The organism is Alteromonas sp. I10 (genome assembly GCF_003201515.1).
GTDB lineage: Bacteria > Pseudomonadota > Gammaproteobacteria > Enterobacterales > Alteromonadaceae > Alteromonas > Alteromonas macleodii.
In genome coordinates, this window is record NZ_QJJN01000001.1 from 288167 (window position 1) to 314432 (window position 26266).

20 protein-coding genes and 2 tRNA genes are annotated in these 26266 nt (G+C 44.8%); 6 read left to right on the forward strand and 16 right to left on the reverse strand.

All coding sequences use genetic code 11. The features are described 5' to 3' along the window. Position 1 precedes the first annotated feature (1 nt). From BZA03_RS01195 to BZA03_RS01225, 7 genes are all read right to left on the reverse strand, one after another. Positions 2-886, reverse strand: coding sequence for an RnfABCDGE type electron transport complex subunit G (locus BZA03_RS01195; protein ID WP_110287748.1), 885 nt, complete (start codon positions 884-886; stop codon positions 2-4). Next, positions 886-1968, reverse strand: coding sequence for an electron transport complex subunit RsxD (gene rsxD / locus BZA03_RS01200; protein WP_014948782.1), 1083 nt, complete (start codon positions 1966-1968; stop codon positions 886-888). Before rsxD ends, BZA03_RS01195 begins: the two co-directional genes overlap by 1 nt. Beyond that, positions 1968-4859: an electron transport complex subunit RsxC gene (gene rsxC, locus BZA03_RS01205; protein ID WP_110287749.1), complete on the reverse strand. Its 2892-nt coding sequence runs from the start codon at positions 4857-4859 to the stop codon at positions 1968-1970. Before rsxC ends, rsxD begins: the two co-directional genes overlap by 1 nt. A 5-nt stretch (positions 4860-4864) precedes the next feature. After that, positions 4865-5446, reverse strand: coding sequence for an electron transport complex subunit RsxB (gene rsxB, locus BZA03_RS01210; protein WP_014975992.1), 582 nt, complete (start codon positions 5444-5446; stop codon positions 4865-4867). Continuing rightward, positions 5446-6027 carry an electron transport complex subunit RsxA gene (rsxA, locus tag BZA03_RS01215; protein WP_014975993.1) on the reverse strand — a complete coding sequence of 194 codons (582 nt, stop codon included), beginning with the start codon at positions 6025-6027 and terminating at the stop codon, positions 5446-5448. Before rsxA ends, rsxB begins: the two co-directional genes overlap by 1 nt. Positions 6028-6220: 193 nt before the next feature. Further along, positions 6221-6297 (reverse strand) — tRNA-Asn (locus tag BZA03_RS01220). A gap of 27 nt (positions 6298-6324) precedes the next feature. Next, positions 6325-6401: transfer RNA gene (locus BZA03_RS01225), tRNA-Asn, on the reverse strand. 998 nt (positions 6402-7399) lie between these two features. Between BZA03_RS01225 and BZA03_RS01230 the strand changes: the two genes are divergently transcribed. The 3 genes from BZA03_RS01230 to BZA03_RS01240 all read left to right on the forward strand — a co-directional run bounded on the left by BZA03_RS01230 (position 7400) and on the right by BZA03_RS01240 (position 12094). Beyond that, positions 7400-8782: an MATE family efflux transporter gene (locus BZA03_RS01230; RefSeq protein ID WP_181417273.1), complete on the forward strand. Its 1383-nt coding sequence runs from the start codon at positions 7400-7402 to the stop codon at positions 8780-8782. Positions 8783-8878: 96 nt separating this feature from the next. Beyond that, a complete protein-coding gene (gene uvrB / locus BZA03_RS01235) occupies positions 8879-10894 on the forward strand; it encodes an excinuclease ABC subunit UvrB (protein WP_014948785.1) in 2016 nt (671 codons plus the stop codon). Between the two features lie 273 nt (positions 10895-11167). Further along, positions 11168-12094 carry a LysR family transcriptional regulator gene (locus BZA03_RS01240; RefSeq protein WP_014948786.1) on the forward strand — a complete coding sequence of 309 codons (927 nt, stop codon included), beginning with the start codon at positions 11168-11170 and terminating at the stop codon, positions 12092-12094. A gap of 96 nt (positions 12095-12190) precedes the next feature. Here BZA03_RS01240 and queC read toward each other — a convergent pair whose 3' ends face one another. After that, the gene (gene queC / locus BZA03_RS01245; RefSeq protein ID WP_014975995.1) at positions 12191-12847 is read right to left on the reverse strand and encodes a 7-cyano-7-deazaguanine synthase QueC; all 657 of its coding nucleotides are present in this window, start codon (positions 12845-12847) and stop codon (positions 12191-12193) included. A 95-nt stretch (positions 12848-12942) separates the two neighbouring features. Between queC and queE the strand changes: the two genes are divergently transcribed. Together queE and BZA03_RS01255 are read left to right on the forward strand one after the other, a co-directional pair. After that, a complete protein-coding gene (gene queE, locus BZA03_RS01250; protein ID WP_014948788.1) occupies positions 12943-13617 on the forward strand; it encodes a 7-carboxy-7-deazaguanine synthase QueE in 675 nt (224 codons plus the stop codon). 76 nt (positions 13618-13693) lie between these two features. Beyond that, positions 13694-14590, forward strand: coding sequence for an amino acid ABC transporter substrate-binding protein (locus BZA03_RS01255; RefSeq protein ID WP_014948789.1), 897 nt, complete (start codon positions 13694-13696; stop codon positions 14588-14590). Between the two features lie 68 nt (positions 14591-14658). Here the strand turns inward: BZA03_RS01255 and asnB are convergent, their stop codons facing one another. Further along, positions 14659-16329, reverse strand: a complete 1671-nt coding sequence (asnB, locus tag BZA03_RS01260; RefSeq protein WP_110287750.1) for an asparagine synthase B — start codon at positions 16327-16329, stop codon at positions 14659-14661. A gap of 391 nt (positions 16330-16720) precedes the next feature. Next, positions 16721-18388: a M28 family metallopeptidase gene (locus tag BZA03_RS01265; protein WP_110287751.1), complete on the reverse strand. Its 1668-nt coding sequence runs from the start codon at positions 18386-18388 to the stop codon at positions 16721-16723. Positions 18389-18458: 70 nt separating this feature from the next. Between BZA03_RS01265 and BZA03_RS01270 the strand changes: the two genes are divergently transcribed. Then, positions 18459-19328 (forward strand): DUF3025 domain-containing protein, encoded by an 870-nt coding sequence (locus tag BZA03_RS01270; RefSeq protein ID WP_110287752.1) that lies wholly within the window; start codon positions 18459-18461, stop codon positions 19326-19328. A 478-nt stretch (positions 19329-19806) separates the two neighbouring features. Here the strand turns inward: BZA03_RS01270 and BZA03_RS01275 are convergent, their stop codons facing one another. The 6 genes from BZA03_RS01275 to cysD all read right to left on the reverse strand — a co-directional run bounded on the left by BZA03_RS01275 (position 19807) and on the right by cysD (position 26248). After that, positions 19807-20511, reverse strand: coding sequence for a YIP1 family protein (locus tag BZA03_RS01275; RefSeq protein ID WP_110287753.1), 705 nt, complete (start codon positions 20509-20511; stop codon positions 19807-19809). Positions 20512-20788: 277 nt separating this feature from the next. Next, the gene (locus BZA03_RS01280) at positions 20789-22513 is read right to left on the reverse strand and encodes an SLC13 family permease (RefSeq protein WP_014948794.1); all 1725 of its coding nucleotides are present in this window, start codon (positions 22511-22513) and stop codon (positions 20789-20791) included. Positions 22514-22529: 16 nt separating this feature from the next. Next, positions 22530-23945 (reverse strand): sulfate adenylyltransferase subunit CysN, encoded by a 1416-nt coding sequence (gene cysN, locus BZA03_RS01285; protein ID WP_110287754.1) that lies wholly within the window; start codon positions 23943-23945, stop codon positions 22530-22532. 1 nt (position 23946) lies between these two features. Then, positions 23947-24738, reverse strand: a complete 792-nt coding sequence (gene cysQ, locus BZA03_RS01290; RefSeq protein WP_014975999.1) for a 3'(2'),5'-bisphosphate nucleotidase CysQ — start codon at positions 24736-24738, stop codon at positions 23947-23949. After that, on the reverse strand, positions 24738-25334 hold the full coding sequence (cysC, locus tag BZA03_RS01295) for an adenylyl-sulfate kinase (protein WP_110287755.1): 597 nt from the start codon (positions 25332-25334) through the stop codon (positions 24738-24740). The genes cysQ and cysC overlap by 1 nt, the downstream gene beginning before the upstream one ends. Next, positions 25334-26248 (reverse strand): sulfate adenylyltransferase subunit CysD, encoded by a 915-nt coding sequence (gene cysD / locus BZA03_RS01300; RefSeq protein WP_014948797.1) that lies wholly within the window; start codon positions 26246-26248, stop codon positions 25334-25336. Before cysD ends, cysC begins: the two co-directional genes overlap by 1 nt. Positions 26249-26266 lie beyond the last annotated feature (18 nt).

The window sequence follows — 26266 nt, forward strand, 5'->3', positions numbered from 1 at the left end:
GTTATAGCTCCTCTACACTATGAGGTTGAGCCTCATTCACGTTAATAGCATCAATTGTTTCAACGGAATCTGTAATTGCGCAGGTGTTAGGAGCGTTGAAAAGTGCAGATTGGTTGGCCTGTGCATAAAGCAAGGCTTCGCGTACTGCTCTTACTACTGCTCTCGGCGTGATGGTAGCGCCAGTGAACTGATCGAACTCACCACCGTCCTTTTTGACCTGCCAAGGCGCCAAATTGTCGGGTGAAAAAGGCTTGTCACTGAACGCCGTTATCCAATTGCTAACGGCAAGCTCTATTTTATCGCCAAGCCCAGGGGTTTCTTTGTGTTCGATAACGCGCACGCCAAGCACCCTCATACTGATTCTATTAGTGTTGGGCGCAGAAATATCGGACGCATTCTCGTCTTGCTCAGATGACTTCTGAGGTGTTGAGTCAAGCTCGGCCAACTCCGAGAGCGCTAACGCGGTGATATTGAGATTTTCGCTCTCACCGTCGAGCGAGTCAGTACTCGAGCCGCCTTGTGTGTTTCCACCAACGTGTGCATCCACTTTTACACCAACAACGATATCGATATCTCCACTGTATCCGTCTGGAGCAGTGGCTTCTAATACTAATGCGCTAGGTTGGCCATTTAACGTCGCACGATATATTTTGTGGGCTTTTTTGTTGCCAAGTTCAGGTGCATTGACCTCTGTGCAGTTGGCGTAAAGGGCATTGTCGTGGAATTCGCTAGGCACAACTTCATTAAGTACGCTTAGCAGCTTTTGCTGCTTTTGTTGTTCAATTTTATCTTGGGTGCCAAAAAAAGTGAGTGCTATTAACGCTGTGGTGACAACGGCAAACGCACCTAACATAAGGCCGTTTTTGGCCAGGCTTTCTTTCATCATTAGTGTTTACCTCGACCTTTTACGTTTTTGCCGTACACGCGAGGACGGGTATAGTAATCAATTAAAGGCACCGCCATGTTCATAATAATAACCGCAAACGCTACAGCATCAGGGTAACCACCAAAAGTACGGATTATTACCACCCAAAAGCCAATAGCTGCACCAAATATAATGCGGCCTCTTGGTGTTGTTGACGCTGAAACCGGGTCGGTGGCGATAAAGAAGGCGCCTACCATTACTGCACCGTTAAACAGGTGAAATAGCGGTGAAGCGTAGTAATCGGCGTTTGCTAAATGAAGCAGTGATGCACAAACAAACACGCTTAGCAGCATACCTCCCGGGATATGCCAGCTGATAACGCGGGTCTTCCAAAGGTAGAGGCCACCAAGCAAATACGCAAGACTCACCATTCCCCATCCAGCACCAGCAGCTTCGAATATGCCGCCATCGAAGATTGGCTTCGCTAATGACTCTGAGTATGTTACGCCTTGAGTTAGGTCGGTTTTCAATGTGTCTAACGGTGTAGCCATGGTTACACCATCGGCAATGGTTTTGAGTTGAGTGACATCGTATCCGCTAGTAGTAAAACCAGTAAATATGAGTGATACCGAATCAAAGAAACTTGGCGTAATGCCAGCGTGAGTCGCAGGAGGCAGCCATAGGCTCATAGCCGCAGGGAATGAAATAAGCAGCACCACATACGCTATCATGGCAGGGTTGAAAATATTAAAGCCAAGCCCGCCGTAAACCTGTTTAGCCACCGCAATAGCGAAGAAAACACCCGTTACTGTCATCCACCAAGGTAGGGTAGGAGGAATACTAATTGCGATGAGTAAGCCGGTTAATACTGCGCTGTAATCTGTTAATGTGCGCTCGATGGGGCGATTTCTTAAAAATAAAATCACGCCTTCAATGACCAGTGCACTCACTACTGCAATGATGGCTTGAATGAGCATTCCCCAGCCAAAAAAGAAGGATTGTGCAATCATGCCAGGGAGCATGGCATAAATAACCATACGCATGACTTGTCCAGTATCGCGTTTAACCCGTTGGTGTGGTGAACTCGATAAACTTAATTTCATTATGATTCTTTCTCTTGTTCAGCTGCTGCTTTTTTTGCTTTAGCCTTTGCTACTGCAGCTGCAATACGCGCTTTCTTTTCATCTTGTGCCGTCGGTTGAGAAGGCGCTTGCGTACTTGTTGCTTGACCTACACGGCTAGACGATTCGCTCTGCTCATGCGCTTTACTACTTTCCTGTTCAGCAGTATTTGATGAGGTCGCTAAATTGCCATTACTGTCTTGAGCAAGTTTCTTTGCTTTAGCCTTTGCTACTGCAGCTGCAATGCGCGCCTTTTTCTCGTCAGCTTCATTTGTCGAGGCAGCGTGGTTAGCATCAGTTTGCTCGCTTCCTTGATGTTCTTCCTGCTTAGCCGCTTTTTTGGCTTTCGCTTTCGCCACCGCAGCAGCAATGCGCGCTTTTTTTTCATCCGCTTCGCTCAAGTTGTTAGCAGGATCTGATGCGCTATCACTCTGAGCACTATTGTTTTGATCGCTGACGCTTTGAAAACTGGCTTCTTCTGGCGAGTTAACGTCTTGATTCTCAATACCAGCCGCGCCATCAGGGCTAGATGCTTGCGTTTTTTGCGAAGCGGCCTTTTTAGCTTTCGCTTTCGCTACCGCCGCTGCGATCCTAGTCTGCTTTTCATCTAGCTGTTCATTGGAGTGACTGTCTGGTTGCTCATCTAAATGAGTTGGCGCACCTTGCTCTAAAACTGACTTATCAGGCTGACCGTCTTCGCTATTTTTAGCAGCTTTTTGCGCTTTAGCTTTAGCGATTGCCGCGGCAATACGCGCTTTTTTCTGCGCTTCAGCGTTTAGCTCTGAATTAGCTTCAGTATCGGAAAGTTCAGTATGCTTTTCGCCTTGAGAGCCCGCAGTTTTTTCTGCTGAAGGTGCTTTAGACTGGCTGGCTTGCGCGGCCTTTTTTGCTTTTGCTCTAGCGATAGCGGCAGCAACTTTAGCTTTTTTCTCATCTTCTGGTGATGATGACTGGTTACTTGGCTGTTCTGTGGTTGATGGTTCGACAGCGCTTTCATCTTGCGTTTCGTTTTGAGCTTGTGCGGCCTTTTTCGCTTTTGCTCTGGCGATTGCTGCAGCAACTTTTGCCTTTTTGTCATCTTCTGGCGATGACGCCTGTTCACTTTGCTTATCCGCGCTTTCAAGTTGAGCTTCATTCTGGGCTTGTGCGGCTTTTTTCGCCTTAGCTCTGGCAATAGCTGCTGCTACCTGTGCTTTTTTATCGTCTGCCGCAGTGCTTGATTCGTTGGTAGTTGTTGTATTACTTTCATCCTTTGCGTTGGCTTGCATAGCCGCTTTCTTTGCTTTCGCACGCGTAAGCGCCGCCGCTACTTTGTCCTTGGCCTCAGTTGCGCCAGCATCAACAGCGCTATTCGCATTATCGGCTACTGCATTTTCTTCTTTGGCTTTGTTGGCGGCTAATCGTGCTTCTTTTGCTTTTCTATGTTTTTCTTCGCGCTCAAGTTTTTCGCGCTCTAAACGTTCTTTACGTGCTTCAAAACGCTGTTTAGCTTTTTCGGCCTTGTTCTTTTCATCACGCTGAATGCGTATTTCGGATTTAGCCTGGCGGTAGTAATGCACCAGTGGGATTTCACTGGGGCAAACGTAAGCACATGCGCCGCACTCTATACAGTCGAAAAGGTCGTATTCTTCGGCTTTATCGTATTCTTTTGCTTTGGCGTGCCAAAACATTTGTTGGGGGAGCAACGACGCAGGGCATGCGTCGGCGCATGCGCTACAGCGAATACAGGGGCGCTCTGCATTGTCGTCTACCAGCTCTTTTTTTGCAGGAACCAGCAAACAGTTTGTGGTTTTAACCACGGGGATCGTAGCGTCTGATAAGGTAAAGCCCATCATAGGCCCGCCCATAATCACTTTAGGTGCTTTCTGTTTTTTCGGGTTGTAGTTTGCTTCATCCAATAGATGAGAGACGGGCGTACCCAACAACGCTCTAAAATTGCTTGGTGATTCAACGGCTTCACCAGTTACGGTAACAACCCGTTCAATCAGTGGCTTGCCGTGTAAAATAGCATCTGCAATGGCATAGCAGGTACCAACGTTGAACATCATCACGCCTACGTCGGCAGGCAATCCATTTCTTGGAACTTCTCGGCCAGTCAGTACCTGAATCAGCTGTTTTTCGCCGCCGGCAGGGTATTTAGTCTCAACGCTAACAACGCGATAGTCTTTCTTATCCTGACAGGCAATATTAAGTGCTTCGAAAGCCTCTGGCTTGTTGTCTTCAACCGCAACTACAATGGCCTTCGGCCCAATAAGGTGAGTAAGAATGTCTAGACCCTGGCGTATTTGCCAGGCGTGCTCACGCATCAATCGGTCGTCAGAAGTAATGTAAGGCTCGCACTCAATCCCATTTAAAATAAGAAACTCAACAGGTTTAGACGTTGAGGTTTTTATATGGGTAGGGAAGCCGGCACCACCCATTCCTGAAATTCCTGCTTGGCAAATAGCTTCTATAAGCTTGTTCTTATCTATGTCGCTATAATTTGCTATTGGAGATAGGTCGCACCATGTGTCTTTACCATCAGGACGTATCGAAATACACATTTCTGTTAGGCCGCTAGGATGCGCTACAACATGCGGAGCAATCGCAACAACCTCGCCCGAGGTTGGCGCATGAACTGGCACAGAAAAAGGCGATGAGCTTTGCGAAAGAATTTGGCCTTTCAATACGGTATCGCCAACTTCTACGCAGCAGATACCGTCTGAGCCAATGTGCTGCCTTAAAGGAACAATCAATAATTCGGGTAGCGACGGTTTCTTTATTACTGATGTATTAGATAGAGATTTCTTATCGTCGGGATGTACGCCACCTGGAAATGAGTACATCTTTCCCGCTTCAAGGGTTTCTATAATTGAATCAAAACTTGGATACATCACAATTACGACACCATTTTGATGGGGATATCACCTTTAGGCGATGATTCAAAATCCCACTTCCATGTAGAAGTTGTTTGAGCAATTGGCACCATGTCGATACAGTCGACAGGGCAGGGATCTACACATAGGTCACACCCTGTACATTCATCAGTAATAACCGTGTGCATGTGTTTGGCGGCACCTAAAATGGCGTCGACAGGGCAGGCCTGAATACATTTGGTACAGCCGATACATTCGTCTTCGCGTATAAACGCGACTTTTTTAACGTCTTCTTCGCCATGAGCTGCATCAAGGGGTTTAGGTTCAACTCCCATCAAGTCTGCGAGTTTTTTAATCGTTGCCTCGCCACCAGGTGGGCACTTATTAATATCATCACCTTCAGCAATCGCCTCAGCATAAGGCTTGCAGCCCGGATATCCGCATTGGCCACACTGAGTTTGTGGTAGTACGGCATCTATTTGCTCAACAAGCGGGTCGCCCTCAACTTTAAAGCGAATGCTCGCGTAGCCCAGAACCAAGCCAAAAATAAGCGCAAGTACGCCAATGGCAACAACGGCGAATATAATTGCGGTAGATATCGTCATTACACTTTCACCAGTCCACTAAAGCCCATAAATGCTAGGGACATGAGACCAGCGGTTATCATAGCGATTGAGGCACCTTTAAAAGATACAGGTACATCAGCAGCAGCTAAACGCTCACGCATGGCCGCAAATAACACCAGTACAAGAGAGAACCCCACAGCAGCGCCGAAACCATAAATAAGACTCTGCATGAAATTATGCTGTTCGGTAAGGTTTAATAGCGCTACACCAAGCACTGCACAGTTGGTTGTGATAAGAGGAAGGAAAATACCTAACAATCTATATAAGGTAGGGCTGGTTTTGTGCACGACCATTTCTGTGAACTGAACCACCACCGCGATAACAAGAATAAAGGCAAGCGTTCTAAGGTAACCGATGCCCAGTGGAGCAAGTAGATAGGTTTCCACTAGGTAGCTCGATGCAGAGGCAAGGGTGAGAACAAATGTGGTGGCCATAGACATGCCCATGGCAGTTTCAAGTTTGCCAGACACACCCATAAACGGGCATAAGCCGAGAAACTTAACCAACACAAAATTGTTAACCAGTACTGTACCAATCAATAGCAGTAAAAATTCAGTCATGAATAACGCAATTCCTTCGAGGAATTTTGACGGACAATGCCCGCGAATTAAAAAGAAAAACAGATTAGGTCTATTATCCCTTTTTAGAACGGGTTTAACAACTTGATTGAATTAGGGTTATTTAATGTCTAAACGCGTTGTTTTAGGAATCAAAATAGAATGAAGTGGGTGAGGCGATTAAGAGCCAACTAAGTGGCTCCCCCTCCCCGACTCGAACGGGGGACCTGCGGATTAACAGTCCGTCGCTCTAACCAACTGAGCTAAGGGGGAATCGACACCTAAGTTGTTTGCTGAAGTTGGCTCCCCCTCCCCGACTCGAACGGGGGACCTGCGGATTAACAGTCCGTCGCTCTAACCAACTGAGCTAAGGGGGACCTGTGCTTCAACGGAGGCGAATATTAAAGACGTACTTAGGAACTGTCAACAACATAAATGAAATATTTGTGCTGACTGCGCAAAAAATAGCTTTTTACGGCTTTTATGTTCATTTTGTCGTCAATGCTGAGAAAATGATGGTTAATAACTGCACATTATTCCCTCATTGCTTATGAACAAGAGGTTGTTTTAGTAATTGATAGTTTTACCCATCTCGTTTTCTTATATATCTCACTAAAGTTAAAGGGTATAACTAAATAGAATAAAAAAGCGCTTCCATACTGGTATTATGTACAGGCTTTCATAAATCTGTAACCTGTACCTGAGGATTAAAAGGTTAGTCACCACTTACGTGCTGAGAAATTAATCGAGCACGAAATCCCGCCGAATATGGTCTGGCGTTAGTTATCCACTAAATCTGTGGATAACTATGTTGATAGCTTAGAATCGCTGTAGTTATTTACGAGATCGCGTACGTATTGATCTACTCAGGTTATGGCGTTATTGAGTGGATAAGCTTTTTAATACAGAGGGTTAGGGTGTTTTTTTTGATCTTGTTTCTCGATCGGAATAGATCGGTTGAACAAAAAGTAGCTTGTGTGTTAATTCAACGAATGCCTAAATGCTATTCAATGAAATCCATCTTAATTCTCAATGCCTTACATTTTGTTAACATTTTTGTGTGTCTTTTAAACGCTCTATTTGGATAGCTAGATGCGCCCGAGACGTTTTGCCTGCATATTAAAAGTGAAACAGGATAGAAATTAAACTGTAATGAACAAATACGCACGTGTTTTGATTTATTTTTACAAAAAACTCGTAGTTTTGTGGCGTAGCCAGCGAAATGGTTCATCGCACGTATTTTTGTCAAAAACATCGCTTTTCATACAACCCTCTTATGCTTTGTTTTGTTTGTCGAATACGCATAGCTAAATAGTGTTCACTCTTTTACACTAACGCGCAATTGATGAGGGGATTTTAGTTTGCCGGAGCTCAAGTGATAAAAAGTAACGCTAAACAACGTACTTCCGACTTATTGGAAGGAGATATAGGTACTACGTTAAAGCGTATGACCATTCCCATGATACTGGGAATGGTAATGATGATGAGCTTTGGACTTATCGATACCTTTTTTGTGAGCTTGTTGGGTACCGACCCTTTAGCCGCTATTAGTTTTACCTTTCCCGTTACTTTTACCGTGATAAGCCTAAACATAGGCTTAGGTATTGGTACCTCTGCAATTATAGGCAAGTTACAGGGCAGTAAAGAAATAACCAAGTCTCAACATTATGCGACGGGTTCATTAATGCTGTCCGTTTTGCTTGTGGGTACATTAGCTGCAATTGGCTTTTTCACCATAGAGCCTGTGTTTAAGTTGCTTAATGCAACAGACAATCTCATGCCGTACATATCTGACTATATGGGGCTATGGTACTTGTCGAGCATCTTTCTTGCTATGCCGATGGTGGGCAATAGTGTGCTGCGAGCGTGTGGCGATACCCGCACACCCAGTATTGTTATGGCGGCAGGCGGCGGATTAAACGCGTTGCTTGATCCTATTTTCATTTTCGGACTAGGGCCCATTCCGGCAATGGGAATAAAAGGTGCGGCACTCGCTACCTTTATAGCGTGGATAGTTGGTGCATTATGGATTCTTTATATTTTAGCCGTTCGTCGAAAGTTGATGTTGCCTCGACTGCTGACACTTGCCGAGCTGCGTGATAGCAGCCGTGAAATTCTCAAAATAGGACTACCTGCGGCGGGTGCAAATATGCTTACCCCTGTTGCCGGTGGCGTGATGACAGCTGTAGTTGCTGGTTACGGCGCCGAAGCGGTTGCAGCGTGGGGAGTGGGAAATAGAATGGAGTCTATTGCAAGTATTGTTGTGCTAGCACTTTCCATGACACTGCCTCCATTTATCAGTCAAAACGTTGGGGCAGGCCAAGTAGAACGGGTAAAAACGGCATATTCGCTTACATTGAAATTTGTTCTGGTTTGGCAGTTCGCCATTTTTCTTGTCATGTGGGGACTATCTAGCTGGATAGCCGTCGCCTTTGCTAATGAAGCAGAGGTAAGCGTACTAATACAGCTGTTTCTTATGATTGTACCGCTGGGTTATGGCATGCAAGGCATTATCATTCTGACTAACTCATCGTTGAATGCCATGCATCGCCCAATGACGGCATTAACGTTAAGTGTCATCCGCTTATTTGTTTTCTTCGTACCTATCAGCGTTGCGGGTAGTTTTCTATTTGAACTGAAAGGGTTATTTGCAGGAACGGTCATTGCCAATATTGCAATGGCGTGTGTTTCATTTGTTGTTTTCAAACGTGCGATTACTCAGTTTGAATTAGATAAAGAAACGTCTGAGCACAGCTAATACCAGAGCGGTTATTTAAGGTTGTGCGTTTTTAATGTTGAGTAGTTTGACCGCAAGCAAGATGTTAAGCAGTAAGCTAAAGAAAAGGTTAAGTAAATGAGTAGAGGGTTTGAGCTTCATTCTAAATACAAGCCAGCAGGCGACCAGCCAAAAGCAATAGAAGCTTTGGTGGATGGCCTAGAAAGTGGCTTGGCCGGCCAAACACTGCTTGGTGTTACGGGGTCGGGTAAAACCTTTACCATGGCTAATGTCATTAAAGAAGTGCAGAGACCAACGCTTATTCTTGCACACAACAAAACATTAGCGGCTCAGCTTTACGGTGAGATGAAAGAATTCTTCCCCAATAACGCCGTAGAGTACTTCGTTTCATATTATGATTATTATCAGCCAGAAGCCTACGTTCCAAGTACAGATACCTTTATTGAGAAAGACGCGTCAATCAATGATCATATTGAACAAATGCGACTGTCCGCCACTAAAGCGTTGATGGAGCGCAGAGACGTAGTCATTGTAGCGAGTGTGTCGGCTATTTATGGTTTGGGTGACCCTGAATCCTACATGAAGATGCTATTGCACCTTCGCCAGGGCGACACCATGGACCAACGTGACATTTTACGTCGCCTTGCAGAACTGCAGTACAAGCGCAACGATTTAGCGTTTGAAAGGGGTACGTTTCGTGTGCGTGGCGATGTTATAGATATCTTCCCTGCGGACTCTGAAAAGCAAGCCGTAAGGGTTGAGCTTTTTGACGATGAAATAGATAAAATTAGTCTGTTCGACCCGCTAACCGGGGCTGTCGATAAGTCAGTTATTCGAGCAACGGTTTTTCCTAAAACGCACTATGTAACCCCTCGAGAGAAAATCCTCAATGCTATTGAGCATATCAAGGAAGAACTTGGCGATCGCAAAAAGCAACTTCAAGAGGCGAATAAGCTGATTGAAGAGCAGCGTATTTCACAGCGCACCCAGTTCGATATCGAAATGATGATGGAGCTTGGCTATTGTTCCGGAATCGAGAATTACTCTCGCTATCTTTCAGGAAGAGCACCGGGCGAACCACCTCCAACCTTATTGGACTATTTTCCAGCAGATGGCCTAATGTTTATCGATGAGTCTCACGTAACTGTCTCTCAAGTAGGAGCAATGTATCGCGGGGATCGCTCTAGAAAAGAGACCTTGGTGGAATTTGGTTTCAGGCTGCCGTCGGCGTTGGACAATCGTCCGCTTAAGTTTGAAGAATTTGAACAGATTTGCCCCCAAACCATCTATGTTTCTGCGACGCCAGGCGATTATGAATTAAAGAAAACTGACGGTGAGATAGTAGAGCAGGTTGTGCGTCCAACGGGCCTGCTAGACCCTGTTATTGAAGTACGTCCTGTAGCCACTCAAGTTGATGATGTCCTGTCTGAAATACAAAAACGGGTAGAGCTTGACGAACGTGTGCTTATTACTACCTTAACCAAGCGTATGGCTGAAGATTTAAGCGAGTATTTAAATGAGCACGGCGTTAAAGTTCGTTATCTGCATTCGGATATCGATACCGTAGAGCGAATTGAAATAATCCGAGACTTGCGACTGGGTAAATTCGACGTGTTGGTAGGTATTAACCTTTTACGTGAAGGTTTAGACATGCCGGAAGTGTCGCTGGTGGCGATTTTAGATGCCGATAAAGAAGGCTTTTTGCGAGCCGAGCGTTCATTAATTCAGACTATTGGTAGAGCCGCGCGTCACGTGAATGGTAAAGCTATTTTGTACGCTGACAGTATTACCAAGTCGATGAAAAAAGCGATGGACGAGACTGAGCGCCGTCGTGAAAAGCAAATGGCGCATAATGAAGCAAATGGTATAACGCCGATGCGACTTAACAAGCCTATTACCGATATTATGGACTTAGGCGACAGCGCGCACCCTGCGTCTGGAAAAGTCAGACTGCGCAAAGTTGAAGAGAAGAAGAAGCAACAGAAAACAGCAAGTGCTACTGAATTAATGGACCAAATCACGGAGCTTGAGAAGCAGATGTTTGAATATGCGCGCGAGCTTGAGTTTGAAAAAGCAGCATCATTGCGTGACGATATTGAAGCACTTCGAAAGCAAGTTGTTACACTCTCTTAAAAATGGCTATGTGTCCCGCTAGCAGAGGCTGTATGTGGGTTCTTTCCGTATAAAACCGGATAACTCACTACAGCACTTTTCCTTTTGATGTAAGAAAATCCCCCTTTTTTCCTGTGGACAATACGACTTGACGTCAGTTTTTGGGTAGCACAAAACTCAAATTTTTAATAAAAAATGAGATGAAAAGCCGCAAAATGTCGTTGTAATAGCACAATTAGTTGAATATAGTTCTAAGTTGAGTATCGATAACTATACCTATAAACAGGTGCTAATATGCTTAATCGTCTTCAGGAGTCAGATATAAAGCTACTGCGTGTGTTTTACGCTGTAGCGAGCTGCAACGGATTTACTGCGGCAGAACCCGTGTTGCGTATGCAACGACCCAACATCAGTGCAGCCATCAAAAAACTGGAAGAACGTTTAGATTTGGTGTTATGTCATCGCGGCCGTGGTGGCTTTCAAATGACAAAAGAGGGTGAGGTGGTTTTCCAAGAAACCAAACGCATCTTTAATGCCTTCGACAATTTTGTCTTCAATCTGAAATCGCTTCATGATGACTACTCAGGCCATATCACTTTGGTCTTAATGGCTGGCCTTCCACTTTCTATGCACTTGGCCGTAAGTAAAGCGGTTAAAAGTACTATGAAGAAGTTTGACGATATTCACGTTAATATCCAAACTCGTTTATACAATGAAGTTGAGCATGTCGCTTTATCTGGTGAGTGCCACCTCGTTGTTTCAACCTATGACATGGTCAAACCGGAATCAGTAACTTTTCATCCTGTCGGCATTAAAACTGAAGGGCGATTGTACTGTGCGCCTACACACCCTTTGGCAAAATATCGCGATACTGATTTACCAGAAGGCGTAAAAATTGGTGATTATCCTGCCATTGGTATTTCTGGATTGTCGTCGGCAAACTACATTGAAGATGAAACCAGATTATCGATTCAAACTTTCTCTGACTCATTTGATGCAGCGATGTCTGCGATTATGACCGGCGAATATGTTGGTTTGCTGCCAGACTATATGGCGAAAGAGCAGGGCGCTGCACTTGGGCTCGTACCTATTGCAAAAGGGAGCTTATTTAAATTTAGTCACGAACTGTTTGTAATGAATGGAAAAAATACGCGATTAAACCCAGTATTACGTCACTGTATTAAAGAATTGAGCTACTTCATTTCAGAGAGTCAAAAGTAGTAGCAGCAAGCACCTGCGATCACACCTCTTATTGTTTATAAATGCTTGGATTAAAGCGTTTATAAACAATAAGAGGTGTTTTTATTTCAGATTACGCTATTCGTATTCTAGAGGATCGACGGCGTTATTTTCCTTGAACGCCTCTAAGCGCTCTTCGCACGCACCGCATTTTCCGCATGCTTTTTCTCTGCCGTTGTAACAGGTCCACGTTTGGCCGTAATCCAGTCCCATTGACAGACCATCGGTCAAGATAGCGGTTTTGCTGTCGTCGATATAAGGCGTCATAATCGTAACCGGTGTATAATTCGCAATGCCGCACACATCATTCATTTTATGAACAAACTCGGGGCGGCAGTCTGGGTAAATGGCATGATCGCCAGAGTGAGCGCCATAGTATACTTCGTTAGCGTCTAGACTGACCGCGTAGCCAACGGCCAGCGATAACAAAATCATGTTGCGATTGGGCACCACGGTTTGTTTCATGCTTGGCTCTTCATAGTGGCCTTCTGGAACTTCGATATCTGAGGTTAACGCTGAACCCCCTATGAGCGTATTTATGGCGCTAATATCTACAATTTTGTGGGGAACGTTAAGCGAATTACACACGTTGGCAGCATAATCGAGTTCTTTCTTGTGGCGTTGTCCGTAGTTAAAGCTTAGTGCATGAACTTTTTTGCCTGCTTTTAGCGCCTTATGCAGCACTGTGAAGGAGTCCATGCCTCCTGAATAGATAACAACAACGTTTTCTGACATAGTTTTTCGAAGATTTAAGAAATTATGCCCGAATTTTATGTGATCCTTGGTAAAATCCCAACATACAATCGTTAAAGGGTGTCAAATTGTCTGTAATGTCCACATTAAACATCAATGAGATGTTTGAAACTATCCAGGGTGAAGGTGCTCACACTGGTATTCCCTCTATCTTTGTTCGTTTACAAGGCTGTCCTGTGGGCTGTCCATGGTGTGATACAAAACATACGTGGGAAATTAAGCCTGACTTGAGTGTGTCGCCACAAGCAGTGATCACAAAAGGCGAAGAGTCTGAAACCTATTTCATCTCCAGTGAGGAGGCTTTGCTGGCTGAGTTTGGGAAACAAGGCTATGTGGCAAAGCATGTGGTTATTACCGGCGGTGAGCCATGTATGTACGACCTGCGTCCTCTGACGAGCCTACTTCACGACAACGGATACACAACACAAATAGAGACCAGCGGTACTTTTGAAGTACTTTGTGACACGCGTACGTATGTGACGGTTTCTCCTAAAATAAACATGAAAGGCGGATATGACGTCTTAGTAAGTGCCCTTGAAAGAGCGAATGAAATCAAGCACCCAATCGCAATGCAAAAGCATATTGACGAGCTTGATGCGCTGCTTGCTAATGTATCGTCATTAGACGGAAAACAGGTTTGTTTACAACCAATTAGCCAGCAAAAGAGAGCCACAGAACTTGCAGTGCGTACTTGTATTGAACGTAACTGGCGGCTATCTTTACAAACACATAAATACATTGGTATTGAATAAGTGTTTGAAATGCGCCGCCTTTGTGGCAAACACGTCTTGCGCTTAAGTAATCAAATTAACAAAGGACATAAAGAAGATGCATAGCTTTAATCTGCTAAAAAAAGCCGTGATAGCGGCCGTCGCTTTATGTTCTTTTACTGCTGCATCAATGGTTGAGGCCGCTACTTGGACAATCACTTATCCGCGTCCGATTGACGACTCAGATGCCCGTGCTCAATATCCGATAGCACTGCTTAAACTTGCGCTCGATAAAACCGGCGTAAATTATGAGCTACGCCCTTCTGATCGTATATTGCTGACGGGCAAAGCGATGCGTCAGCTGCGTGAAAACAGAGAAGTTAACGTAGTATGGAGTATGACGGACAGCCAGCGCGAGAAGGAACTGACCCCGATTCGTATTCCAATCGCAAAAGGGCTTATAGGTCTTCGTGTTTTCGTTATTAACGAAAATAAAAAGACGAAGTTCGACGATGTATTATCGCTGACCGACATGCGTAAACTTATACCCATTCAGGGTGAAGAATGGCCGGACACCAAAATTCTTCAAGCCAACGGGTTTAACGTGTTTACTGTGCCTGAGTTTCGCGAAGCGTATGACATGATTAAACAAGGTAAAGGGGACTTTTTTCCTCGTTCTGTTATGGAAGTGGACGCAGAGCTGGAGGTGGAAGGTCGTCGTAACAATCTTTACCTTGAGCCTTCAATGGCGCTGTATTACCCCACCGCTATGTATTACTTTGTAAGTTCAAGTAACAAAACGTTAGCGAATCTTATTGAAACAGGCCTTAACAGAGCCATTGAAGATGGGTCTTTTGATGCGTTATTTGAATCTACGTACGCCCCAATCTTAGCCTCTTTAGGGGTTAATGAGCGTAAAATTTTCACTCTCGAAAATCCGTTATTACCCATTGAGACCCCTCTTACTAATTCTGCTTTATGGTATAAACCAAAAACAGAAGATTCAAAAGAATAAATAGACAATAAAAAACGCGGCTTAGGCCGCGTTTTTTTAAATGTTAGCTCTGCTTGTACGATTGTCTATTAAGACTCGCCAGCGTGGACGCCTTTCATCGAACGGCCAGAAGGATCTGCATTGTTTTTAAAGCTCTCATCCCACTCAAGTGCTTCTGCTGTACTACACGCAATAGATTTACCGCCTGGCACACAGCGCGCCGCACTTTCTTGAGGAAAGTAGCTCTCGAAAATAGTGCGGTAGTAGTAGCCTTCTTTGGTGTCTGGTGTGTTAACTGGGAAGCGGAATTCCGCTGTTGCAAGTTGCTGATCAGTCACTTCGTTTTCAACGAAATCGCGAATTGAATCAATCCACGAATAACCTACACCATCACCAAACTGCTCTTTTTGACGCCACAGTACTTCTGCTGGAAGGGTTTCGCCGTTATCAAACGCTTTACGAAGGATCCACTTCTCCATTTTTCCATCTAGACACATTTTGTCTTGTGGGTTTAAACGCATAGCTACGTCAATGAAGTTCTTATCTAAGAATGGAACACGAGCTTCTACACCCCATGCCGATGTGGCTTTGTTAGCACGCGCACAGTCAAACATATGTAGACGATCAAGTTTACGTACCGTTTCTTCGTGGAATTCTTTGGCGTTTGGCGCTTTATGGAAATACAGGTAACCACCAAAAATTTCATCAGAACCTTCACCCGATAGCACCATTTTAATGCCCATCGCTTTAATCTTGCGTGTCATTAAGTACATTGGAGTAGCGGCGCGGATCGTTGTTGTATCGTAGGTTTCCAAGTGATAGATAACATCACGGAGGGCATCTAAACCTTCTTGAATGGTAAAGTGAATTTCATGGTGTACGGTGCCAATCATGTCGGCCACTTTCTTCGCTGCTTTAAGATCAGGTGCTCCTTCAAGACCTACAGCAAAACTGTGCAGGCGAGGCCACCATGCATCTGTCTTATCTTCGTCTTCAACGCGCTTTGCAACGTACTGCGCAGCGACAGCTGAAACCAGTGAAGAGTCCAAACCGCCCGATAGAAGTACAGCGTATGGAACGTCAGACATCATGTGTGACTTCACCGCTTTCTCGAATGCTACACGTAGCTCTTCTAGGTTGCTGGTGTTGTCTTTTACGTTGTCGTATTCCATCCAGTCGCGTTTGTAGTACTTGGTAATTTTACCTTCTTTGCTCCACAGGTAGTGGCCAGGAGGGAACTCACTGATTGTCTTACATACGCCTGCTAACGCTTTCATTTCAGATGAAACATAGAAGTTACCGTGTTCATCGTAACCGGTATAAAGCGGAATAATACCAATATGGTCGCGGGCAATAAGGTAAGCGTCTTGTTCTTCATCGTATAGAATGAACGCAAACATACCCTCTAGTTCATCGATAAAGTCGATGCCTTTTTGCTGAAAAAGCGGAAGAATAACTTCGCAATCAGAACGGGTTTTAAATGGGTACGGCTCATCTAGATTAGCAGCAAGTTGCTTGTGGTTGTAAATCTCGCCGTTAACGGCAAGAATTTGTTTATCGTTTTGGCTGATAAGAGGCTGCGCACCTGTATCAACGTCGACAATCGCCAATCTTTCGTGACAAAGAATGGTATTGTCATTATTCCAGATACCCGACCAGTCAGGGCCACGGTGGCGCAAAAGTTTTGATAAATCGAGGGCTTGGGTTCTGAGTTCAGACACATCGGTTTTGATATCAAGGATACCGAAAATACCACACATATAACGGATTCTCTCTGTTCACTTGTTGAAAAAAATAATAGAAGTTTTTTCTGTCGGTACTCGCGTACGAGTGGGCGATGATTTGTTGTTATTCTTATTCGCGTGCCCCTGAATGTGCCAGTCTGACAGGAAATTGCAAGTACATTATGATGAGAAAATGGAAATTCTTATTCCATTTATCCCAAAATAGCCGTTTATTAACATTTTTATCCTAATTCCATGCAAAGGTAAGCTTATGAATGCGGTAAGCAGTGCTTAATATAGAGGGAAGTGAGTTCAAATGTAGAGGGTAGTAAATTAATGCGGGTCAATAAAAAAGGGTTTCACGAAGAAACCCTTTATTAACGATAAAGAAGACGCGGCCTTCTTTGCGTTTTTACGTCAAGGTGATTTAGTTTTGGCGCTGGAACTCGCTTGCTTCATTCCACTTCGGCCAAGCCTCTGCATTTGCAACACCTACACCCACATCAAACAGCATTTGTGTGTCTTGCACGATACCGCTTAAATCCCAATCGTCACGATACTGATCGCACACTTGGTGATAGCAGCCCGTAACAATGACATTCATACGTTTTCTGTATTTGGCTGTCTCTTCATCTGCTGGTTCATTTCCGCCTTCAGCGTACAGTGCTGGAACACCTTGCTTGGCAAAGCTGAAGTGATCTGAGCGGTAGTAGTACCCAGCTTCTGGTCTGTCTTCTTGAGTCAGTGTACGACCTTGCTTAGCCGCAGCGGCTTCAAGATAGTCTTCCATTTCTGACTTACCCATGCCTACAACGGCAACGTTTTTGGTCTTACCTAATACGTTCATTGCGTCCATGTTGATATTAGCAACCGTATTTTCAATCGGAATAACAGGATTGCTTGCATAATATTTACTGCCTAACAGCCCTTGCTCTTCAGCAGTTACTACTAAAAATGATACCGAGCGTTTTGGTGCAGGCGTCAACTCTGAATATGCTTTGGCCATGGCTAGAATAGCCGCAGTGCCCGTGGCATTATCATGAGCGCCATTATAGATTTGGTCGCCTTCTTTGCTCTCATCTTTACCTAAATGATCCCAATGTGCCGTGTAGATAATATGCTCATCAGGAAACTCTGCGCCCGGCAGAGTCGCGATAACGTTGTTGCTCTCTGACTTTTTGAAGGTGTTGTTAACCGTAACCGATGCTTTGATATCCATTGCTTTGTTGTAAGGACCTTGCATGGCGTTTGCTTTCTCTTGGTCAAAGTCGAGCCCTGCATCAGCAAACACTTTTTTCGCCGCATCTAACGTTAACCAACCTTCAACAGCCACACGACTTGCTCCTTTGTCGGCACTTACTAGGCCGTACTGCGGACCGCTCCAGCTGTTAGCAACAACTGACCAGCCGTAAGAGGCAGGGGCTGTTTCGTGAACAATAATGGCGCCAGCAGCGCCCTGACGGCTCGCTTCTTCATATTTGTAGCTCCAACGACCGTAGTAGGTCATCGTTGTGCCTTGAAACTTACCACTTTCTGGATTTTCAAATCCCGGGTCATTAATTAGCATGACGACGGTTTTGCCTTCAACATCTAACCCTTCGTAGTCGTTCCAGTCGTACTCTGGTGCATTCACACCATAGCCAACGAAGACTAATTCTGAATCTTCAAGGGAAACTGAGCTCTGTTCTCGCTTAGAAGAGGCAACCATTTGCTCTTTATACGCGAAGTTATTGTCGCCAATAGTCATGGTCATATCTGGGTCAGCAGTAATTTCCATAAGGGCTACTTTTTGTAAAAAGCTATCCCCGTTACCCGGTTTAAGCCCCGCTTTGGTAAATTCACTAACCAAGTATTCAATGGTTTTCTTTTCGCCTTCAGTCGTCGGTAAACGGCCCTCAAACTCATCTGAAGACAGTACCTTTAATGGCTCGCGAATATCGGCGTCTGAAATATTGTTGTAAACACTGTCAAAGTTAGACGCCACAGGCATCTGTTTTTTCGCAGACTGATCTTGTGACGCGCTGTCGTTGTTAGGTGTGCAAGCACTTACGCCCAGAAGGGTAGGTACAAGCAATGGCAAAAACATTTTTTTCATTGTTAGTCTCTGTTTGCTCTACAATACTTGCTCAGTATAGAGAAAACCCCAGAGCGAACCAATAGTTGATATGCAATCAGACTCAATCCCTTTCTGTAAAGACTACTTAAAAAAACACGCAAGTTATCCTGTAACCATTCTTTTAGATGAACTCGGTTTAATGAGTCATAGTAAGTTTCCATCTCCTGATGTGCTAAATGAACTTACATCTAGATATCACAAGCAATGGACGGGGCCTGTATTTCAAGGACAGAGTCAGTTTTCAGAAGATGAACAGCGTTACTATGAAACGATTATTAGTGAAGATGGGGTTGTCCCTACCAGAGAGCAAAGCTGGCACGATTTGTTTAATGCACTGATCTGGCTGCAATTTCCCAAAACAAAATCCTTATTAAATGAACTGCATATAAGCGATATCGAGGCGTACGGCGTAAACCCTCGCACCGCACGTCGCAATCGGATTACCCACTTTGATGAGTGTGGCGTGGTGCTGGCGATAGAAGAGCCCAGACCAAGTGGCGTTGAATCGCTAGAAGTTTTCCTACAGCAACTGGCCACCCATGAATGGGAACAGGTATTTCTAGCAAATCGAGGGCGTTGGCATGCTGAAGTAACGCCCTATGTATTTGGGCATGCGAATTTAGAAATGATGCTGAACCCGTTTATTGGGCTTACTGGAAAGTGGCTCGCGGTTTCAGTGCCTCAAGGATTTAGTGAGCTCGATAAATGGCAACAACGCGCCGTACTCGACGATGCAATGTCAGCCCGAATTTCAGCACTCGATGCTTTTCAGGTCACACCGCTCTTAAAGCCCCTTCCTTTGTTAGGCGTGCCTTTATGGCATTCACCGCAGGATGCGAAGTTTTATCAAAATAAAGATTATTTCAGGCCGTTACGACAAGGGTCTAAGCCAACGAAACAGCTGCCGCTGTGGGTGTAATACCAATCCGCATAGATCATTACCCACTCAGAAGGCGCTGGCAAGTTTCCTAGCAAAGCGAGGGAATGCAGGAATGGCTGTTACCTTTCAAATTCCCAGAATGAAGCTAGGAAGCTTGCCAAACCTTCCCGAAGGGCGAGTTTAAAATGTCCGTACTCTTTGTTGTGTCACCTTGATGTAGAACCACTATACCTGCGGTAACACGCCGCGATTACGAACATTTTAACTCTCGCTGAGTGGGTAATGATCTATGCGGATTGGTATAATGATACTTCGTGTGACGACAAAAGCGGCAATGATGCTTTTCATGGTTAGTGAAAGAAATGAAAGGGTGCGTCTTTTTAAAGTAAGGCTGCGCGGCCAGTTTATAGAAACGCTGTACTAAAACACTGTAATCACAAAGATTATATTCATAACTACTGTATTAATAGCACAGCGCACTTTTCGTATAGTGGGCGCGTTACATTCGCAAGCTTAATTAGAACAAGGCGAGGGCAATCAACCAGATGCCGTAGATAACAATATAAGGTGCACTTGCAATTAATGCCGCTTTTTTAAGAGAAAAGGCGGTCCATTGAGTAATGCCTACGGTGGCTAAATAAATGCCCCAGAATAGCTCTACCCTTAACGCCTGGCCGAAAGCGTACCAAGGCGAGTCCATCGGGATATTCGCAATATACCCAAGGGACGCTGGCGATAAAATTGATGGCGCTACTTGATGGTCGCCTACGAACAACAGCAAAGCAACACCCACCAAACCAGTAAGCACATAAGGCATTGAAAGCCACCAAGCGAAACCATACCAGTCAGTAAAGCCATACACATGACTGTCGTCAGAACGGGTCATTAAATTCACGTACACGGCGTAAATGGCGTTTACGATAATAGGAATAAAAAAGGCACCTATAACCGATGACCAAAGCAAAGCATCCCTGGTGAAGAAGGCCTTCATTTGCTCTTCTTCTGCCGGACTCATATCCCCTTGCGCGGCAATATTCATCTGAGCGAACCATTCAATGTCAACGAAGTTTACATACAAGTACTGGGAAACAAGCGAAATAGCCATGATCAAAATAAATGGCATCCAGCTCCAATTGTTGTTTTCACCTACTGCTTTAAATACGCCATTAGGCTTGAAGAAAATATCGTTACACGCTTGAAAGGGGTTCGTTACATTGTGCATCCCTTGCTCCTATTTCGTTTTTCTTATTACTCTGGCTTCGGTTAAAGCCATGAGTCATTGTTAGCTTGCCAACAGGCAGGCAATAAATTGAGTTATAGATTACTGTTGGCTACAGGTGTTGTACAGCACAACATCTTGATATTTGTAAGAGAAAATGAATGTATTGAAAGGTTATAAATAAAAAAAGGGAAGCGCTTGCTTCCCTTTACGTAATACTGCTGATTGCTGCTCTATTTTTGGCGATTTTCTATGCGCTCTCAAAACACGCTGCAAGACCTTACAAATAAGTAATATTAAGCAGTGTCAAAACTATGGTGCTATACAACAGCGAAATAGGCAGTCCAATTTTTATAAAATGCGAAAACTTATAATTCGCCGCATTATAAACAAGCAAGTTGGTTTGATAACCGAATGGTGAAATAAAACTGGCACTTGCTGCAAATGCTACCGCTAATGCAAATGGCATTAGCGGTGCGCCAATGATTTGCACTAACCCGTAGGCAAACGGGAACATTAACGCCGCAGCAGCGTTGTTGGTAACGAACTCTGTTAAAACCAGTGTTAGCAAGTAGATGACTAACAATGCTATGAACCAGTCAGTACCCGACAACACCGGCATAAGTGCCTCGGTGGTTATATTAATAACTCCTGAATTTTCTAATGCGGTTGCCAGGCTTAGCGCGCCTACAATCACAACAATCAAATTCAACGGTAAGTTTCGCTTCATTTCGCCGTTTGACGTTACTCTTACGCCAATTAGCACAGCGGCTAAAAACAGCAGACCAATAGCCAGTGAAATGACATTAGTTGCAGCTAATAACACTGTGGAAAGGAAGCCGCCAAGGGTAATCCACTCTTGCTTGTTGGTTAGTGGGCGGGCTATTTTTTGCTCTGACAAAATAAAAAAGTTTTTATTTAAATTTTGACGAGTCGCAAAGTCTGGGCCTGTAGCTAAAAGTAAGAAGTCACCTGCTTGAAGCTTTATTTCTCCTAACTTGCCTGACAGCTGCTCTCCATCGCGGCGAATGGCTACAACAGCCGCATCAAATAGGGCTCTAAAGCCAAGTTTTTTAATGGTTTGCCCAATAACTTGAGCGCGATTGGCAACAACTACCTCGGTTAAGCTCTCACGCAATACCCCATCGGTCTCAGCAAACATGCTTAGCCCCTTTATGTGGCTAAGATTATCAAGCTTTTGAACGTTGCCAGAGAAGATCAGTTTGTCGTTTTCCAGAATGACCAGGTCAGGCCCAACAGGAGATATCAGGTTGCCATTGCGCACCACTTCTACCAAAAAGAGTTCTGGTAAGTTACGTAAATGGTTTTGTTCTACGGTTTTGCCTATGAGCTCTGAACCAGATTCCACTTCGGCTTCAACCATATACTCGTGATAGTTATTACTCTTATTGCCAATATGAGGTAGCAAAGGCAGTAACAAAAACATGAGAAGACCACAGCTTAAACCCGCTACGGTGCCATAAAGTGTGAAGTCAAAAAAGTTAAAGCCTGGATGCCCGTGCTCTTGCAAAAAGCTGTCTACGATTAGGTTGGTAGACGTACCGATTAAGGTGACCGTACCGCCTAAAATAGCTGCGTATGAGAGCGGGATCAGTAATCGAGAGGCAGGATGATATTGGTTTTGCTTAATTGGACCAATAAGGCTTGCCACAATAGCAGTATTGTTCAAAAGCGCAGACGATAAAAAGGTCAGTGAGAACAAGCGCCAATAGGATTGAGTAAAGTTAGCACTTACTAGTTTCCTACCTAGGCGTTTTATTAGCGCTGTTTTATCAATTGCACTGCTTACCAAAAGCAACAAAACAAGGGTAATAAGCCCCTTGTTTGTTAAATTTAGCAAGATGTCATCAAGAGATAACTGCTGGGTAACCAGTAAAGCTAACACTGCACCAGAAAACACAGTGGAAGGGCGCTGATTGGTAAAGATCAGCGCGCATATCGTACCGGCAAATACTGCCAGTACGATGAACTGGGTCACATCCATATTGCTCCAGTCCTGCTTAAAGTTTACTGATATCCACAGAGTTCCAATGCGGGAAGTGCTTGCGTACTAGTGCATTGAATTCAAGCTCGAACTCAGAGAAGTTTGGTGATGTATGCTGTGCGTCACCCGCAATTTCGTCAATGATCATACCTGCACCAACGGTTCCGTTGGTCAAGCGATCTATGACGATGAATGAACCGGTAGGGCGGTTGCGCTTATACGGGTCGCAGGCAACAGGTTGAGTAAACTTAACATCTACTACACCAATCTCGTTAAGATTTAAGTGCATGGCATCCGTTTCTTCCAACGTGTTCACATCAATTTGATTATCGATATGAGCAACTACCCCCGGCGTTGATTTAGTCGCGAACTTAAACAAGTATTGCTTGTTTGGCATTAGCGGCTCTTCAGACATCCACACAAGGTGAGTTTTAAATTGCGTGTTAAGCAGTGGCAAGTTGTCTGATTTTACAATCATATCGCCACGAGAGATGTCAATTTCATCTTCTAGCGTTAACGTTACTGCTTGAGGTACATAAGCGCGCTCTTGGTCGCCTTCAAACGTAACGACTTGCTTCACCTTTGATTTCTTACCAGAAGGAAGTGCCGTTACTTCATCACCAGGTGCAACTTGGCCAGATACCACGGTACCCGCAAAGCCGCGGAAATCTAAGTTAGGGCGGTTAACGTATTGTACAGGGAAGCGAAAATCTTCTAAGTTATCGTCTTCACCAATTTCAATGTTTTCCAACATTTCCATAAGTGGCGTGCCGTCAAACCATGGTGTCTTTTCGCTCTTGCTTACTACGTTGTCGCCTTCAAGTGCTGAAATAGGTACGAACTGAATGTCAGGAATATCAAGCTGCTCAGCAAACTTCAGGTAGTCTTCCTGAATTTGCTTGTACACTTCTTCTGAATAGTCCATCAAGTCCATTTTGTTGATAGCAACAATAACGTGTTTTATACCTAGAAGAGAAACCAGGAACGAGTGACGTTTCGTTTGTACCTTAACGCCGCCGCGAGCATCAACAAGAATAATAGCAAGGTCGCACGTTGACGCACCGGTTACCATGTTACGGGTGTACTGCTCGTGCCCCGGAGTATCTGCGATAATAAACTTACGCTTGTCAGTAGAAAAGTAGCGGTATGCTACGTCGATAGTAATCCCTTGCTCACGCTCAGACTGAAGACCGTCTACAAGAAGGGCAAGGTCAACTTTCTCGCCGGTAGTGCCCACTTTTTTACTGTCTTTAGTGATAGCTGCAAGTTGGTCTTCATAAATCATTTTAGAATCGTGAAGCAAGCGACCAATTAGGGTACTTTTACCGTCGTCTACGCTACCGCAGGTAAGGAAACGTAGCATGTCTTTCTTTTCGTGTTGTTCTAGGTAAGACAGAATGTCCTGTCTCAATAATTCGTTTTCATTGTTCATGTTATGCGCTCACAAGGAAAAAGGGGTTTAACACAGACTCTTTTTGGTTGTACGTAAGAGCGTCAGCGTTGTCATCTAATGGGTTTTCAGGGTCTAGTACGGTTACGTTTGCGCCTGCCGCTAGTGCGACGGCGTGCGCTGCTCCCGTGTCCCATTCAGATGTTGGGCCTAATCGAGGGTAAAGATGTGCTTCGCCCTCAGCCACCAAGCAAAGCTTCAGTGAGCTACCCATCGCCACAAGCTCGGTTTCACCTTTAAGCTGTGCCAATAAATTCTGAATTTCTGGGCTTTGGTGAGAACGACTACCTACCACTTTCCACACTTCGGCACCATCGTGCTTGCGCGCAGAAATAGCGGTAAATTCGCCATTTACTTCAGTCCACGCACCTTCACCAACAATACCTACATAGCTTTTGTTTAGTGCTGGCGCGTAAACCACACCCATGGTCGGTTTACCGTTTTCGATAAGTGCAATATTTACCGTAAACTCACCGTTTTTCTTAATAAACTCTTTAGTGCCGTCTAGCGGGTCTACCAGCCAGTATGACGACCACGTTTTGCGCTCTTCCCATGAAATATCTGCTGACTCTTCAGAAAGAATCGGCAGGTCAGATTCAGCTTCAAGGGCGTTTACGATTACGTTATGTGCGGCAAGGTCAGCTTCTGTTAGCGGGCTGGTATCCTGCTTTTCATAAATGGCGAAGTCTTTCTCGTAAATGGCCATTATCTTATCGCCAGCTTCTTTGGCGATAGCTAGCACTTTTTGTGCAAGACTATTTAAAGGCTGTGTCATTACACCAATCCCTTTTCTTGAAGCAAAGCATACAATCGCTCAGCGGTTTGCTCTGCTGGTTCATCCTGATAGGTTAAGTGTACTTCTGGCGCTTCAGGCGCTTCATAGGCTGAATCAATACCTGTGAAGTCCTTAATTTCACCGCCACGCGCTTTCTTGTATAGCCCTTTCGGGTCGCGTTTTTCACACACTTCAAGAGGTGTATCGATAAACACTTCTACAAACTCTCCGTCTTCCATTAAGCTGCGGCAATAATCGCGGTCGGCTTTGAAAGGCGAGATAAAAGCGGTAAGCACAATGGTACCGGCATCGACAAAAAGTTTAGCGACTTCGCTAATGCGGCGAATGTTTTCAACGCGATCTTTATCGCTGAAACCTAAATCGCCACACAGACCGTGGCGCACGTTGTCGCCGTCAAGCAGATAGGTGTGCTTGTTCTGCTCGTGAAGCTTTTTCTCAAGCAGGTTGGCTAATGTCGATTTACCAGAGCCGCTTAAACCCGTTAGCCAGAATACACGAGGCGTTTGACCAAGCTTTTCAGAGCGGGTGGTCTTGTTTACTTCGTGTTTATGCCAAACAACGTTGTCGGTGGCCATTAGAAGTACCCTTCCATTTTCTTCTTCTCCATAGAGCCTGCGCTGTCATGGTCGATAACTCGGCCCTGACGTTCAGACGTCTTGGTAAGCAGCATTTCTTGGATAACTTCAGGTAGGGTAGCTGCTTCTGATTCTACCGCACCGGTAAGTGGGTAACAGCCAAGAGTACGGAAACGCACAGAGCGCATCTCTGGTACTTCACCTTCTTCTAGCGGCATACGGTCGTCGTCAACCATAATAAGAACGCCGTCGCGCTCAACGACAGGGCGAGGCTTAGAAAGGTATAGTTGCGGAATATCGATGTTTTCTAGGTAGATGTATTGCCAGATATCTAGCTCAGTCCAGTTAGACATTGGGAATACACGAATGCTTTCGCCTTTATTAACCTGAGAGTTATAAATATTCCAAAGCTCTGGACGCTGGTTTTTTGGGTCCCAGCGGTGGTTGCTGTCGCGGAATGAGTAAACACGTTCTTTGGCACGTGATTTTTCCTCGTCGCGTCGAGCGCCACCAAATGCCGCATCGAACTTATATTTGTTAAGCGCTTGCTTAAGTGCTTGAGTTTTCATGATGTCAGTATGTTTTGCTGAACCGTGGCTAAATGGGCCAACACCAGCTTCAACACCTTCTTCATTGATGTGAACAAGCAAATCAAAACCGTGCTTCTTAGCTTGTTCGTCACGGAACTTAATCATTTCACCAAACTTCCACGTGGTATCTACGTGTAATAGTGGGAAAGGAATTTTGCCGGGCGCGAACGCTTTACGGGCAAGGTGAAGCAGTACAGAAGAGTCTTTTCCTACAGAGTAAAGCATAACTGGGTTTTCAAACTCAGCAGCAACCTCACGGAAAATCTGGATACTCTCGGCTTCGAGTTGTTTCAAATGCGTTACAGACGGGATACTAGCAGTCATTTTGAAGTCCGAATTTTA

Coding starts and splice junctions, on each gene's coding strand:
- BZA03_RS01280 (WP_014948794.1), bottom strand. CDS start 22,513: ATGGATGTGACCCAGTTCATCGTACTGGCAGTATTTGCCGGTACGATA.
- BZA03_RS01275 (WP_110287753.1), bottom strand. CDS start 20,511: ATGCACAATGTAACGAACCCCTTTCAAGCGTGTAACGATATTTTCTTC.
- BZA03_RS01240 (WP_014948786.1), top strand. CDS start 11,168: ATGCTTAATCGTCTTCAGGAGTCAGATATAAAGCTACTGCGTGTGTTT.
- asnB (WP_110287750.1), bottom strand. CDS start 16,329: ATGTGTGGTATTTTCGGTATCCTTGATATCAAAACCGATGTGTCTGAA.
- BZA03_RS01265 (WP_110287751.1), bottom strand. CDS start 18,388: ATGAAAAAAATGTTTTTGCCATTGCTTGTACCTACCCTTCTGGGCGTA.
- cysD (WP_014948797.1), bottom strand. CDS start 26,248: ATGACTGCTAGTATCCCGTCTGTAACGCATTTGAAACAACTCGAAGCC.
- queC (WP_014975995.1), bottom strand. CDS start 12,847: ATGTCAGAAAACGTTGTTGTTATCTATTCAGGAGGCATGGACTCCTTC.
- BZA03_RS01255 (WP_014948789.1), top strand. CDS start 13,694: ATGCATAGCTTTAATCTGCTAAAAAAAGCCGTGATAGCGGCCGTCGCT.
- BZA03_RS01195 (WP_110287748.1), bottom strand. CDS start 886: ATGATGAAAGAAAGCCTGGCCAAAAACGGCCTTATGTTAGGTGCGTTT.
- cysN (WP_110287754.1), bottom strand. CDS start 23,945: ATGAACAATGAAAACGAATTATTGAGACAGGACATTCTGTCTTACCTA.
- rsxB (WP_014975992.1), bottom strand. CDS start 5,446: ATGACGATATCTACCGCAATTATATTCGCCGTTGTTGCCATTGGCGTA.
- cysC (WP_110287755.1), bottom strand. CDS start 25,334: ATGGCCACCGACAACGTTGTTTGGCATAAACACGAAGTAAACAAGACC.
- queE (WP_014948788.1), top strand. CDS start 12,943: ATGTCCACATTAAACATCAATGAGATGTTTGAAACTATCCAGGGTGAA.
- rsxA (WP_014975993.1), bottom strand. CDS start 6,027: ATGACTGAATTTTTACTGCTATTGATTGGTACAGTACTGGTTAACAAT.
- rsxD (WP_014948782.1), bottom strand. CDS start 1,968: ATGAAATTAAGTTTATCGAGTTCACCACACCAACGGGTTAAACGCGAT.
- rsxC (WP_110287749.1), bottom strand. CDS start 4,859: ATGTATCCAAGTTTTGATTCAATTATAGAAACCCTTGAAGCGGGAAAG.
- cysQ (WP_014975999.1), bottom strand. CDS start 24,738: ATGACACAGCCTTTAAATAGTCTTGCACAAAAAGTGCTAGCTATCGCC.
- BZA03_RS01270 (WP_110287752.1), top strand. CDS start 18,459: ATGCAATCAGACTCAATCCCTTTCTGTAAAGACTACTTAAAAAAACAC.
- uvrB (WP_014948785.1), top strand. CDS start 8,879: ATGAGTAGAGGGTTTGAGCTTCATTCTAAATACAAGCCAGCAGGCGAC.